The 12,282-nt window shown below is 67.9% G+C and carries 13 protein-coding genes; 1 reads left to right on the top strand and 12 read right to left on the bottom strand.

All coding sequences use genetic code 11. The annotated features are described in order from the left end of the window. Nucleotides 1-333 (bottom strand): ABC transporter substrate-binding protein (locus ACRWK7_RS02150; RefSeq protein WP_431854519.1); only part of this gene is annotated, 333 nt, incomplete at its 3' end. A 304-nt stretch (nt 334-637) separates the two neighbouring features. Beyond that, entirely contained in the window at nt 638-1,369 is a 732-nt protein-coding gene (fabG, locus tag ACRWK7_RS02145; RefSeq protein ID WP_431854518.1) for a 3-oxoacyl-ACP reductase FabG, read from the bottom strand. Nucleotides 1,370-1,538: 169 nt separating this feature from the next. Between fabG and ACRWK7_RS02140 the strand changes: the two genes are divergently transcribed. After that, complete coding sequence (locus ACRWK7_RS02140) at nt 1,539-2,471, top strand: GNAT family N-acetyltransferase (RefSeq protein ID WP_431854517.1); 933 nt, start codon at nt 1,539-1,541, stop codon at nt 2,469-2,471. 145 nt (nt 2,472-2,616) lie between these two features. Here ACRWK7_RS02140 and ACRWK7_RS02135 read toward each other — a convergent pair whose 3' ends face one another. From ACRWK7_RS02135 to ACRWK7_RS02090, 10 genes are all read right to left on the bottom strand, one after another. Then, nucleotides 2,617-2,862 (bottom strand): YfhL family 4Fe-4S dicluster ferredoxin, encoded by a 246-nt coding sequence (locus tag ACRWK7_RS02135; protein WP_431854516.1) that lies wholly within the window; start codon nt 2,860-2,862, stop codon nt 2,617-2,619. A gap of 11 nt (nt 2,863-2,873) precedes the next feature. After that, entirely contained in the window at nt 2,874-3,716 is an 843-nt protein-coding gene (gene bcrD / locus ACRWK7_RS02130) for a benzoyl-CoA reductase subunit D (RefSeq protein WP_431854515.1), read from the bottom strand. A gap of 17 nt (nt 3,717-3,733) precedes the next feature. Beyond that, nucleotides 3,734-5,044 carry a benzoyl-CoA reductase subunit A gene (bcrA, locus tag ACRWK7_RS02125; RefSeq protein ID WP_431854514.1) on the bottom strand — a complete coding sequence of 437 codons (1,311 nt, stop codon included), beginning with the start codon at nt 5,042-5,044 and terminating at the stop codon, nt 3,734-3,736. A gap of 147 nt (nt 5,045-5,191) precedes the next feature. Continuing rightward, entirely contained in the window at nt 5,192-6,478 is a 1,287-nt protein-coding gene (bcrB, locus tag ACRWK7_RS02120; RefSeq protein ID WP_431854513.1) for a benzoyl-CoA reductase subunit B, read from the bottom strand. Next, nucleotides 6,475-7,656: a benzoyl-CoA reductase subunit C gene (gene bcrC, locus ACRWK7_RS02115; RefSeq protein WP_431854512.1), complete on the bottom strand. Its 1,182-nt coding sequence runs from the start codon at nt 7,654-7,656 to the stop codon at nt 6,475-6,477. The genes bcrB and bcrC overlap by 4 nt, the downstream gene beginning before the upstream one ends. Then, complete coding sequence (locus tag ACRWK7_RS02110) at nt 7,656-8,438, bottom strand: cyclohexa-1,5-dienecarbonyl-CoA hydratase (RefSeq protein ID WP_431854511.1); 783 nt, start codon at nt 8,436-8,438, stop codon at nt 7,656-7,658. Before ACRWK7_RS02110 ends, bcrC begins: the two co-directional genes overlap by 1 nt. Then, complete coding sequence (gene oah, locus ACRWK7_RS02105; RefSeq protein WP_431854510.1) at nt 8,438-9,559, bottom strand: 6-oxocyclohex-1-ene-1-carbonyl-CoA hydratase; 1,122 nt, start codon at nt 9,557-9,559, stop codon at nt 8,438-8,440. The genes ACRWK7_RS02110 and oah overlap by 1 nt, the downstream gene beginning before the upstream one ends. Before the next feature lie 15 nt (nt 9,560-9,574). Then, nucleotides 9,575-10,639 (bottom strand): 6-hydroxycyclohex-1-ene-1-carbonyl-CoA dehydrogenase, encoded by a 1,065-nt coding sequence (had, locus tag ACRWK7_RS02100; protein ID WP_431854509.1) that lies wholly within the window; start codon nt 10,637-10,639, stop codon nt 9,575-9,577. Nucleotides 10,640-10,964: 325 nt separating this feature from the next. Then, nucleotides 10,965-11,429: an Rrf2 family transcriptional regulator gene (locus ACRWK7_RS02095; RefSeq protein WP_431854508.1), complete on the bottom strand. Its 465-nt coding sequence runs from the start codon at nt 11,427-11,429 to the stop codon at nt 10,965-10,967. 2 nt (nt 11,430-11,431) lie between these two features. Beyond that, nucleotides 11,432-11,896 (bottom strand): GNAT family N-acetyltransferase, encoded by a 465-nt coding sequence (locus ACRWK7_RS02090; RefSeq protein WP_431854507.1) that lies wholly within the window; start codon nt 11,894-11,896, stop codon nt 11,432-11,434. Nucleotides 11,897-12,282 lie beyond the last annotated feature (386 nt).

Below are 12,282 nucleotides of genomic sequence, written 5' to 3'. Positions count from 1 at the left end.
GTGCACGGTGCCGACCAGCACGTCCACCTTGTCCTTGACGATCAGCTTGGCCGCGTTGTCCTTGGCCTTGGGCGGCGACGACTCGTCGTCCACCCGGGCGAACTCCACCTCGACCCCGCCGAGCGTCTCACCCAGCTCGGCCAGGCGCAGCTTGAAGCCGTCGGTGATGTTGTTGCCGAGCAGCGAATAGCTGCCGCTGTAGGGCAGCATCAGGCCGACCCTGATGCGCGCCGGCGCCCCGATGGCGACGCGCGGCAGGCCGGCGGCCGCCAGTCCGGCGGCCGACGTGGCGAGGAACTGGCGGCGGTTGACGATCGACGGAGCAACGGACACGCGGCGTCCTCCCTTATCGTGATGCCCTTTGCCTGACGGCACGGCGTGCCGTCCGCGGTGAAGTCCCGAAGCGACCGTCCGGGAGCCTTGCACGCTTTCGGCGGGGCAAGTGCGGCAGGTGGGTGGATGATACACATGGACAAACCAGCAAACAAGTACCAGAATGCTGTTATTGGGGCTGTCGAGCTGATGATCGAGGTCCGCAGCCCATCATCACGGGGTCGTCCGGAGCATGGCATCAGCGGCGAATTCGATGGCGAACCAGGGGCTTGGGCGAACGCCCCACCCCCTGCCGCCAGCCCGCTCAGATGTACTGGCCGGAATCGACGCGAATCACCTCGCCGGTGACGCAGCGCGCGGCGTCGGACAGCAGGAACAGCACGGCCGCCGCGATGTCCGCCACCTCCGGCAGTCGGGTCAGCACCGCCTCGTCGAGCGCCTTCTGCCGGACCTCGGGGGCGAGCGCGAGCGTCATCTCGGTCAGCACCATGCCCGGCGCCACCGCGTTGACGGTCACCCCCTTCGGCCCCAGCTCGCGCGCCGCCGTCTTGGTCAGGCCGACCAGCCCGGCCTTGGAGGCGGCGTAGTTCGCCTGCCCGAACTTGCCGCGCAGCCCGTTGATCGACACCACGTTGACGATGCGCCCATAACCGGCCTCGACCATGCCCGGCGCCAACGCGCGCAGCACGGTGAAGGCGCCGGTCAGGTTGACGTCGAGCACCGAGCGCCACTCCTCGTCGCTCATCTTCAGCAGGCTGCGGTCGCGGGTGATGCCGGCGTTGTTCACCAGCAGGACAGGCGGCTTCGGCAGCCGCGCCGTGGCGGCGGCGACGCTGGCGGAATCGGCGATGTCGACCTCGTGGAAGGTCAAGCCGTCTTCCGCCGCCCCCACCCGATCCACCGACGCCGCGCGGTCGAAGACGTGCACGTCGGCGCCGGCTTTGCGCAGCGCCTCGGCAATGCCGCGACCGATCCCGCGCGCACCACCGGTAACCACCGCCACCCGATCGGCAAAGCAATAACGATCATCACTCATGACAATCTCCAGATCATTCCGTATTCATATGCTCAATAAAAGCATGCATTCCGGACCACATCAACATGAATCAATGAAATAATTTGCAGTTCTGCGGTAATTGTTTTTGGAATTTGCGTTTTATCGAGCGCAGTCCATTGCGATAACTTTGGAAGAGGATGATTTGCCCATGACCAGACAGCCGAACATCCGATTGCTCGGGGCAGCGGATCTCGAGCGCATGGTGGACATCGACAAGGCGGTCACCGGACGCGGGCGGCGCGGCTTTTACGAGAAGCGCTTCGCCACCTCCGCCGGCGCGCCGCAGGATTTCATCGGGCTGGCCGCCGAGCAGGACGGCACGGTGCTGGGCTTCGTGCTGGCCCATCTGCTGACCGGCGAGTTCGGCATGACCGCGCCGGTCGGCGTGCTGGACGCCATCGGCGTCGATCCGGCGGCCCGGAGCTCGGGCATCGGCCAGCGCCTGCTGGGCGGGCTTGAACAGGCGCTCGCCAACCGCGGCGTGGCGGCGGTGCGCACCGAGGCGAACTGGACGGAGCACAGCCTGGTCAGCTTCTTCGCGGCAACCGGTTTCCACCTCGCTCCGCGCCTGCTGCTCGACCGCAGCGCCGGCACGCCGATCGAGGAGGAGGGCGAGGATGGATTGCTGGCGCGCGACCGCGTGGCCATCCGTTCCATGACCGAGGACGATCTGGCGGCGCTGGTGCGCATCGATCGCCACATCACCGGCCAGGATCGCAGCGCCTACTACGCCCGCAAGGCCAACGAGATGCTCAAGCACTCGGGGGTGCGGGTGTCGCTGGTGGCGGAGGTGGGCGGCACCCCGGTCGGCTTCGTGATGGCCCGCGTCGATTTCGGCGAGTTCGGACGCACCGAGCCGGTCGCCGTGATGGACACCATCGGCGTCGATCCGGCCAACCGCTCGCGGCACGTCGGCCAGGCCCTGCTGTCGCAGCTGCTGACCAACCTGCGCTCGCTGCACGTGGAGCGAATCATCACCGACGTCGCCTGGAACGACTTCGCGCTGCTGCGCTTCCTTGAGCGCAACGGCTTCACCATGGCGCAGCGCCTCAGCTTCGTGAAGCCGCTGGACCGGGCGTGATGCCGCGTCCCCTCCCCTGGCGCCCGCGCGCCAGGGGAGGCGGACCGCCATCCCATGACGTTGAACCGGACACGCAAAAAAGCCCCTCCACCCACGGGGGGCGGAGGGGTTGGAGGGGTCTGTCGTTAGGGGGACGCTCAGCGCATCAGGAGTGCAGGCGCTGGTACTTGGCCTGCAAGGCGTCGCGACTTTCGCGACGGTCCGGATCGTCGATGATGCACTCGACGGGACAAACGGTGCGGCACTGCGGCTCGTCCTCGGCGCCGACGCACTCGGTGCACAGCTCGGGATCGACGACGTAGACCGAGGACCCCTGGGCGATCGCCTGGTTCGGGCACACCGCCACGCAGGCGTCGCAGGAGATGCATTCGTTGGTGATCAACAGGGCCATTGTCGGTCTCCCTAACTGGCGAGCGCCAGCGTCTGCCGGCCGTACAGCTTCTCGTGGCGGAAGGCGCCCCACAGCGCGGCGCCGATGGCGCCGGCGTAGATCGAGTCCTCGTGCGCGCGGACGTCGAGGTTGATCTTCTCGGTCACCATCGCCTCGCGCAGCGCCGCCACCAGCCCGGTGTCGAGCGCCAGCCCGCCGGTCATCAGCACCACGCCGTCCACCGCCCCGACCGCCTTCAGCAGCTTGGCGAGGCGCACCGCCATCGACACGTGGATGCCCTTCAGGATGTTGGCCGCCGAGATGCCGCGGCTGACCATGTTGATGACGTCGGTCTCCGCCAGCACGGCGCAGATCGAGGACACCTTCTCCGGGTCGTCGGCCTGCTGGGACAGCGTGCCGATCTCGTCCTGGGCGATGCCCAAGTAGCGGGCGATGTTCTCCAGGAACTGCCCGGAGCCCGACGCGCACTGGCTGGTCATGCGGTAGGACAGCACCTTGCCGCGCTCGTCCACCGCGATGGCGCGGCCGTGCAGGGCGCCGATGTCGAGCGCCGCGCGGGCCTGCGGCTCCAGGTAGATGGCGCCGCGGGCGTGCGTGGTCATCGAGTAGAAGTGGCCGGTGTGGAAGTCGAGGTTCTCGCCCTCGCCCGTCGTCGCCACGTAGGCGACGTCGGCGCGCTTCAGGCCGGCTTCCTTCAGGAGATTGTCGTAGCACTCCTCGGCCAGCTGGTAGGGGTCGCGCTGGCGGATGCGCTCCAGCGAGCGCCCGAGCCAGACGGTCTTGCCGTCCTGCGACTGGAACAGCACCGTCTTGACGCAACCGGTGCCGATGTCGATGCCTGCGGTGATGGTCATGGGCGTGTCCTCCCTTGTCAGTTCATCACCGCCCGCTGGGCGAAGGCCGCCCCCCCCAGCGCACCGGTGTAGATGGAGTCCGGATCGATGTTGATGGTGACGTCGCCGTAGTTTTCCTTGATCAGCTTCTTCAGCTCGCGCACCGCCGCCTCGTTCTTGGCGACGCCGCCGGTGAAGGTGAACTGATCGCGGATGCCGCCCGAGCGCGAGATGATCGACATGGCGCGCAGGATGATGGCGCGGTGCAGGCCGGCCAGGATGTCCTCGCGCTTCTCGCCGAGCGCCAGACGGTCGCGCAGCTCGGCCCCGGCGAACACCGTGCAGGTCGAGTTGATGCGCACCGAGCGGGTGGATTTCATCGCCAGCGGCCCCAGTTCGTGCAGGCCCATGTTCATCTCGTCGGCGATGTAGCCGAGGTAGCGGCCGCAGCCCGCGGCGCAGCGGTCGTTCATCTGGAAGTTCTCGACGATGCCGTTGGGATCCACCTGGATCGCCTTGGTGTCCTGGCCGCCGATGTCGAGCACGGTGCGCGTGTCGCCGAACATGATGTGCGCGCCAAGCCCGTGGCACAGGATCTCCGAGCGGATGTGCTCCTTGGGGAACGGCAGGCGGACGCGGCCATAGCCGGTGCCGACCACGTAGGTCTCCTCCAACGGGATGCCCAACGCGGCGCGGACCGGGTTGCGCACCAGTTCCGCCTCGATGCCGGTGCCGTCGGAGGTCAGCGCGCTGTCCAGCGCGGTAAGGAACTTGCCTTCCATGCCGCCGCCCGGCGGGCGGTTCTCCACGTCGATGATCGACTTGTCGTAGACGTTGAGCAGCAGGTCGAAGGACAGCCCCGCCACCTTGCACACCTCGGTCGCCACCGCCATGAAGCGCGAGCCGGCGATGTCGCGGAAGAAGTCGGAGCGACGCTTGGCGTCGCGGCCGAAGATCTCCAGGGATTCGTCGCGCAGCCGGCGGAACACCTCGGCCAGCACCTCCTGGATCGCCGCCTCGCGGCCGGCGAAGCGGGGCCCCGCGATGTTGCGGATGCAGGTCTCCTCCAGGTCGTTCAGCTGCTCGATGAACTGGACGCGGCGGAAGTGGCGCTCCAGGTCGGACAGGAAGACGTCCACCTTGCCGGACAGCGCCGGCACACCGGCCAGCCCGCGGCGGAACAGCGTGAAGCGCGTGTCGATCAGCGCCTCCTGCTTGGAGACCGCGGCCGCCGTGTCGTAGTTGGAGCGCGAGTTGGTGATGCCGCGGCCGAGCACCGCGCAGTTCTCGTCCATGACCACCGCCTTGGTGGTCGTGGAGCCGAGGTCGATGCCGATGAAGCACTTCATGGGACGTCCACTCCCGATACGTTGTTTCTTCCCCTCTCCCCCCTGGGGAGAGGGATAGGGTGGGGGGGTCTGCATTGCGGACGTTCGCGGTCCCCCGCCGTCCCCCTCACCCAACCCTCTCCCCCGGAGGGGAGAGGGCTTCATGGCTTACGCGGCGGTCGCCAGCGCGCGGCGCTTCTGGTCGATCATCTGGAAGTAGCTTTCCAGGCGGTTCTTGACGTTCGCGGCCGAGAAGTAGCGCGGGTCCACCAGGTCGGTCTCGATGAAGGCGCCGGGCTTGCCGGTGCGCTTCTCGATCTCGCGCATCATCAGGAGCTGGCCGGCGGAGAAGCTGTTGCAGCTCTTGATCGAGTTGATCAGCAGGCCGTCGGCCTCGTACTCGTTGATGTACTTCTCGAGCAGATCGACGCGCTGCGGCAGGTTGCGGTTGGTGTAGCAGCCCAGGCAGTAGTCGGCGAGGCTCTCCAGCGGGTGGTCCGGGTCGTGCCGGAAGCCGAGGTCGTACATGCCGCCGACCTTGGTGTAGGTGGAGGCGACGACCACCGCGCCCTCGTCGTAGAACATCTTCCAGAAATCACGGAAGCTGGTCCAGTTGGGCGGCCCCTCGACCACCAGCCGGTACTTCTGCTCCTTCATCTCGCCTTCCGGCGTCAAGGGCCCGAGGCCCAGGCGCATGCGCTCCTCGATCTCGGCGCGCAGCAGGCGGTAGTACTCGACCGCGTCCTCGGTGCCGCGGAAGGCGGTGAAGATCGGGCCGATGTAGTAGACGCCGCCGAAATAGGCGTCGATCGGCGTCGGCTTGTTCTTCGCCGTCTCCAGAACCCACACCAGGTTGTCCTCGGCCTTGGCCGAGCGGCGCAGGTTCTCGCGCAGGCGGTCGATGTCGAACTTCACCCCCGACACCTTCTCCAGCGCCGGGATGACGTCCTCCTTCAGCTGCTTGACGATGTAGTCGCGCATGTTCTGCGTCGTCTTGCCGTCGCCCTGGTAGGGCACGTGCAGCATGACGGTCGGGCAGTTGTACTCGGCGCGCAGCAGCTCGAACCACTTCATGAAGGTGAAGCAGCCGGTGTAGCTCAGCAGCAGCAGGTCGGGATCGGGCAGCGGCTTGCCGTTGGGGGCGAGGTTGCCGCGCGACATCATGCCGAGGTCGGCCTTGACGTAGGTGCAGACGTCCTCGGAATGGCCGCGCTTCTCGGCCTCGGTGATGTAGCCGCCCGAGAGCTTCTTCATCCCGTTCTGGATGGCGTTGATCTCCGGCAGGTTGTTGAGCATGTCGAAGCACATGATCAACTCGTTGAGGTTGCCGGGAACGAAGGTGGAGGCCACCTTGCGGCCATGATCCCTGGTGCTGGTGAGAAGATCGTAGTTGTTGGCGATCATCTCCTTCTGCTTCAGCATCGAATCTTCTTTGATGACGTCGTGCGTGCTCATGCGGCGCTCCACAGCTTGATGGAGTCGGCAAAGGTGCCGGCCTGTTCGCGGATGGGCTGCATCTGCCCGGAGTTCTCGGCGTACTTGAAGGAGATGTACGGGATGCCGTGCGCCTTCAGCTTGGCCTGCAGCATCGGCCGCTCGAGCAGCGCCGGGTCGCAGAAGCTGGGGGCGGCGAAGATGACGCCCTCGGCGCCCTTCTCGCGCACCGACCGGATCAGGTACTTGCCCTTCTCCCCCTCGTCCGGCTGGTACTTGGCCGAGGTCTCGGCCGAGCGGTGCAGGAACGCGGAGGCAAGGTTGGCGAGCGGGTCGCCGGCCGTCGGCACGTCGTCCAGCAGCCAGCGGTTCACCAGCATGAAATCGTCGTCGACGATGTAGCAGCCGGCCATCTCGATGGACTTGATGAGGTTGAGCGGCGGCTGCTCGCAGAAGGCGCCGTTCAGCACGACGCGGCAGTTGTCGCGCATCGGCCGGTCCTCGGCCTTGGCGGCGGCGAGGTAGTCCTTCATCAGCTGCGTGTGCTCCTCGACCGGCAGCACGTTGCCGGCCCGCATCAGCAGGTAGACCTCGGACGACGGGGCCTTCCACGGCGTGGCGGCGCGGAACGCGTAGACCTCGCGCACCAGCCGCCGGTTCTCGTTGTAGACCTCGATGGAGGCGCGCAGCGCCTCGTCGGTGATCCTGGCGCCGCCCAGGTGCTCCAGCCCCTCGCGGAGTTCCCGCAGCTCCTCGATGTAGTAGTTGCCGCCGACCTCGTCCTTGTAGTTCTGCGGCGTGTCGAAGAACCGCGTGTAGACGTTCGGGAACAGCAGCTTCCACATGCCCGACAGGTTGCGGATGACGTCGCAGACGAACGGGAACAGCATGCCGTCGGCGAAATCCAGCTTGCCGGTGATGCCCAGCTCCAGCGTCGAGCGCGGGATTCGGCAGATGTAGCTCTGGTAGTAGGCGTCGCCGTGGATGACCTCCATGTTCTCACCGCCGCCGAGAATGCCGAGCGGCAGCATGTTGGCGGCGTGGATCAGTTCACGGGGGACGTAGATCGGCATGTAGCCGATGACCTTGCGGCCGGGGGCCGCGTTCTTCCAGGCGCGCGCGGCGGTGAAGTCCAGGTCGTCGAAGAGATCCTGGCAGCGCTGCACGATGGCAGCGGTGCTGTGCGGGGTTGCGGGCATCAACGGTCCTCCCAGTGGGCGGCCCGCTTGTCGAGGAACGCCGTGAGCCCTTCCACGGCGTCGCGCGTCGACATCAGGCCGTCGATGTAGAGTGTCTCGGCGCGGGCGAGCTTGCTGCGCACCCGCTCCACCATGTCCTGTCGGCTGGCCGCCACCGCGAAGCGCAGCGACGAGGCCGAATGCTTGGCGACGTGCGCGTCGAACCACGCCAGCGCCGCGGCCTCGGGGTCGTCCGCCACCGCGTTGAGCAGGCCGCTGTGCGCGGCTTGCCCGGCGTCGATGCTGCGGCCGGAGAACAGCAGGTCCTCGGCCAGCGCGCGGCCCATGCGCTCCGGCAACAGGCAGGAGGCGGCCGGGGCGAAGACGCCCAGCACGATCTCCGGCTGACCGAACTTCGCGTCCGGCGACGCGAACAGCAGGTGCCCGCTCGCCGCTACCTCCAGCCCGCCGCCCAGGCACTGCCCCTTGATGGCGACCAGGATGGGCACCGGGTAGGCGACCATGCGCAGGACCAGCCGGTGCAGCGCCGCCAGCATGCCCTTGAAGCTCTCGGGCAGATGCTCGTGCACGCTGGCGCCGAAGCTGAAGTGCGGCCCCTCGTGGTCGAGCAGCACGGCGCGGATGGCAGCCTCGCCCTGCGCCCTGGACAGCGCCGTATCCAGGGCGGCGATCATCGCCGCATCGACGATGTTGGCCTTCGGCTGGGCGAGGCGCAGCCGCAGCAGGCGGCCGTCGCGCTCGCGCCAGACCTTCAGGGGCCCAGGGGAGGAAGGTTCGGACATCACGCCGTCTCCCTGGCGCGGGCGGCCGGGGCGCGGGCGGCCGGCATCAGGCTCTCGGTCAGCTCCGGCGTCCACGGCGCGGCGTTTGCCAGCGCCTGACGGAGCGCCACGAAGTCGATCTCGCGGTCCTCCTTGGTGCCCTCGTTGAAGGCGCGGAAGCCGGCGCGCGCCTCGGTCATCATGTTGAGGGCCAGCCAGGCGCGCGAGTTCTCCTTGTTGGCGTTCCACGCCTCCAGCTTCGGCTTGCGCAGCTCCTCGATGGTCTTGGTGGTGCAGTCGGGGAAGGTCAGCAGCAGCTTGGAGCACAGCGCCTCGACCGCCTCGTCGAGCAGCGACAGGTCGACCGTGCCGCGCTTCATCAGCGCCTTGGCCTCCGACAGCGCGTCGCCGGTCTTGGGCTCGCCGTGGACGATGCGGCCGTACTCGTCGAGGTAGCGGTCGGTCCACACCAGCGGGTTGGCCACCCAGGCGCCGTCCACCTTCAGCGCCGGGACGACGCCGGTGATCATGCCCTCGCGGTAGGCGCGGTGCGCCGACCAGGGCTCGCACAGCACGCCGGATTCCATGGCGCGCTCGTTGCCGACCAGCACGGGAAGGAAGTCGGTGGCGCCGCCGATCGGGGCGGAGCCGTGCTTCGGGCCGGCCTGGCCGAAACGGGCCATGTCCTGCGCGACGGTGAAGTCGCAGGCCATGCCGATCTCCTGCCCGCCGCCGATGCGCATGCCGTTGACGCGGCAGATCACCGGCTTGTCGCAGCCCAGAATGGCCGAGACCATGTCGTTGAACAGCCGCATGTACTGCCGGTATTCCTGCGGGTTGCCGGCGTAGTACTCGGCGTACTCCTTGGTGTTGCCGCCGGTGCAGAAGGCCTTGTCGCCGGCCCCGGTGAACACCACGCAGGCCACGTCGCGGGCGTTCGACGCCTCGCGGAAGGCGAGGATCACCGCCTTCACCATCGCGGTGGTGTAGCTGTTGAACTGCGACGGGTTGTTCAGCGTGATCCAGGCGTTGTACAGGCCGGGCGCGACGCTGCCGTCCGGGCGGCGGGCCGGTCGCTTCTCGAACAGCACGCTTGGTGCCGGGCCGTTGTACTCGCAGGCGGCGAGGTCGTGGTTCTTCATCGGTGTCTCCTCCCGTTACGCCGCCGGCACGAGGATGGCGCGGCGCTTGAGGCGGCGCGCGTGGGCCTCGTGGAAGACGTGGTTGATGTCGTTGAGCGGGTGGCGCTCGATGAACGGCGCCAGCTTGATGCGGCCGTCGAGCACGAGGTCGAGCGCCGCCGGGTACAGCTCCGGCGGGCACCCCCAGTTGCCGAGCGCCCGGGCATGGAAGGCCATGAGGTTGGACAGGCGGATCTCAACCTTGTCCATGGTGAAGCCGACGACGCACAGCGTGGCGCCGTGGACCAGCAGGTTGTAGGCGGTGGTCTGCCCGGCGCCGGTGCCCGAGCACTCGAGGATCACCCACTCGCGCTGGCCCAGGCCCTGGCTCTTGGCGAAGGCGCCGATCTCCTTCTTCAGCGCGCGCGGATCGAACTCGCGGACGTTGAGGGTCCGTGCCGCGCCGTAGCCGGCGACCGCGTCCAGCTTCTCCTGATCGACGTCGAGCGCCACCACCGTGGCCCCGAAGGCGGCGGCGACCTGCACGCAGTGGGTGCCGACGCCGCCGACGCCGATCACGATGGCGAGCTGCCCGGGCGCCACGCCCGCCTGCAGCACCGCCTGATAGGGCGTGGTCACCGCGTCGGCGACCACCGAGACGTCGGCCAGCTCCAGCCCCGCCGCGGCGAGCCGCGCCTCGTCCACCGGGCACAGCCCCCGGGCCGGCACCACGACGTGGCTGGCGAAGCCGCCCTGGATGTCGTTGCCGGGCATCTTCTGGTTCGGGCAGATCGTCCCCTTGCCGCGCCGGCACAGGTCGCAGTCGCCGCAGGGAATCACCGCCGGAACGACCACCGCCTTGCCCAGCCAGGACTCGGCCCCGGCCCCCGTCCGCGTCACGCGGCCGGAGATCTCGTGCCCGAGCGCCAGCGGCAGCGGCTGGTTGGTGCGCACGCCGTCGTAATAGTAGCCGAGGTCCGTGTGGCAGACGCCGCATCCGGCGACCTGGACCACCACCTCGCCCGACCCCGGAACGGGATCCATCGGAACCTGCGCCATCGGTTCGCCCGCGGCGGTCATCACCCAACGATGCGGCGACACGCTCGTCTCCTCCGTGTTCGGGTTCCTTGTGGGGGCCGCCGCGCTCCAGTCCCGAGCGGGCCGCGGGCTCGCCCGCATCAATTACGCATAGGAGTACCGAATTACCGATTTACGGTCAAGCGCATTTTGCGCCCACGCGATCATCCGCCTTCCCACCTATAATCCGCTGGGTCTCTAAGCCATGCCAAACACCGGCCGCGGCGCGGCGCGGCCCGCCTTCACCCGGAATCACCCGATGCTGTTCGATGAGCGGTTCATCGACACCGCGCACGCCCGCGGCGCGGTGTCGGCGCTCGGGTTTGCAGCCCGGCGCGACGGAGAGGCGTCAGCCGCCGAAAAGCGGGACGGCCCCCTCGGTCTTCGGTGACGTCCGTTGCGGGTGCCGCTCCGCCGCGATCAGCTTCAGCATGGTCGCCACGGAAATGGAACTGAGCGTCACCCGGGTGATGTCCTCGATCTCTTCCAGCACGCTGCCCAGGACCCGGCCCTCGGGCGTCGCGTCCGCCGCCTCGCGCCCGCCGTCGCCGGACGAGTCGACGTCCTCGAATAGGCGAATGAGATCGAGGAGCGTGATGCGCTTGGCGTTGCCGACGAAGCGATAGCCGCCGCCGGCGCCCCGCACCGCCTCGACCAGGCCGGCCCGGCCCAGCGAGCGCAGCACCTTGGACAGGTGGTTGACCGAGATTCCGAAGCGGTCGGCGATCTCGGTCGCCGAAAACTGCCGGTCCGGATCGGACGCCAGTTCGAGGATGGCGTACAGCGCCAGGCGCGTGGCTACCTGCAGTCTCATCGTCAAAGGCTCTTTTCGAGTTCGATGAAGGGCCCCGCCCGCATGCCCTGGCTGCGGAAGAAGGACGTCAGCAGCGTCTGGTCCTTGCGGACCATCGTGCGCACCGTGCTCACGCCCGCCAGACGGAAGCAGGCGCAGATGGTGTCGACCAGAAGCGACGCCACCCCCTGCAGCCGGGCGTCCGGCTTCACGTTGACCGCAAAGATCCAGCCGCTCGGCGACGAGCCGAACTCCCAGGCGCGGATCTCCCCGACGATGAAGCCGACCGGCGTGTCGCCGCTTTCGGCGATGATGAAGAAGCGGTCCAGGCGGTTCTTGCCGTACCACTCGTACTGCTCTTTCCAGTACTGCTCCTTCACGAGCCCGGTGATCTCGGCGTCCAGGGCGATCACGACCGGGAGGTCGGACGGCTCGGCCGGACGGGTGCTCAGCGTCGCTTCGGCGGCGGCGGCGTTCCGGGGCGGCATGTCTGCACTCCTGTCGACGATCACGCGAAGGGGACCAGAGCCGCGTGGTTTAGAGAACTTCCTCATCCGAGTACACCATACATAGTAGACACGCACCATTCCGGCAACGCTGTTCGGCACCGCGCCGCCACGGCGCCGGGCCGTTCCCTGATGAAGGCCCTTGAGCCCCGCGTTTAAATAGGTATAATCGTACCACTTTGCTATAATTAGCGACGCCGGGCGCCGCAGGGTGCCCCGGCGGTGAAGGGCGCTTGAAAGGGGATAGCCCATGTTCAGAGATTCGGCCACCATAGCCTTTGTTGGCAGTGGCGGTGCCGGCGTCATGACGGCCGGCCAGATGCTGCTCGACGCGGCGGCGAGCGTGGGGTGGTACGGCCTCATGTCGC

It is taken from the genome of Azospirillum sp. (assembly GCF_050789165.1).
Note: the sequence above shows the minus strand (reverse complement) of the source record. Positions and strands in the feature narration are given on the sequence as shown.

Excerpts from the sequence above, each read along its gene's own strand:
- fabG (WP_431854518.1), bottom strand. The coding sequence starts at position 1,369 with ATGAGTGATGATCGTTATTGCTTTGCCGATCGGGTGGCGGTGGTTACC.
- ACRWK7_RS02140 (WP_431854517.1), top strand. The coding sequence starts at position 1,539 with ATGACCAGACAGCCGAACATCCGATTGCTCGGGGCAGCGGATCTCGAG.
- ACRWK7_RS02135 (WP_431854516.1), bottom strand. The coding sequence starts at position 2,862 with ATGGCCCTGTTGATCACCAACGAATGCATCTCCTGCGACGCCTGCGTG.
- bcrD (WP_431854515.1), bottom strand. The coding sequence starts at position 3,716 with ATGACCATCACCGCAGGCATCGACATCGGCACCGGTTGCGTCAAGACG.
- bcrA (WP_431854514.1), bottom strand. The coding sequence starts at position 5,044 with ATGAAGTGCTTCATCGGCATCGACCTCGGCTCCACGACCACCAAGGCG.
- bcrB (WP_431854513.1), bottom strand. The coding sequence starts at position 6,478 with ATGAGCACGCACGACGTCATCAAAGAAGATTCGATGCTGAAGCAGAAG.
- bcrC (WP_431854512.1), bottom strand. The coding sequence starts at position 7,656 with ATGCCCGCAACCCCGCACAGCACCGCTGCCATCGTGCAGCGCTGCCAG.
- ACRWK7_RS02110 (WP_431854511.1), bottom strand. The coding sequence starts at position 8,438 with ATGTCCGAACCTTCCTCCCCTGGGCCCCTGAAGGTCTGGCGCGAGCGC.
- oah (WP_431854510.1), bottom strand. The coding sequence starts at position 9,559 with ATGAAGAACCACGACCTCGCCGCCTGCGAGTACAACGGCCCGGCACCA.
- ACRWK7_RS02095 (WP_431854508.1), bottom strand. The coding sequence starts at position 11,429 with ATGAGACTGCAGGTAGCCACGCGCCTGGCGCTGTACGCCATCCTCGAA.
- ACRWK7_RS02090 (WP_431854507.1), bottom strand. The coding sequence starts at position 11,896 with ATGCCGCCCCGGAACGCCGCCGCCGCCGAAGCGACGCTGAGCACCCGT.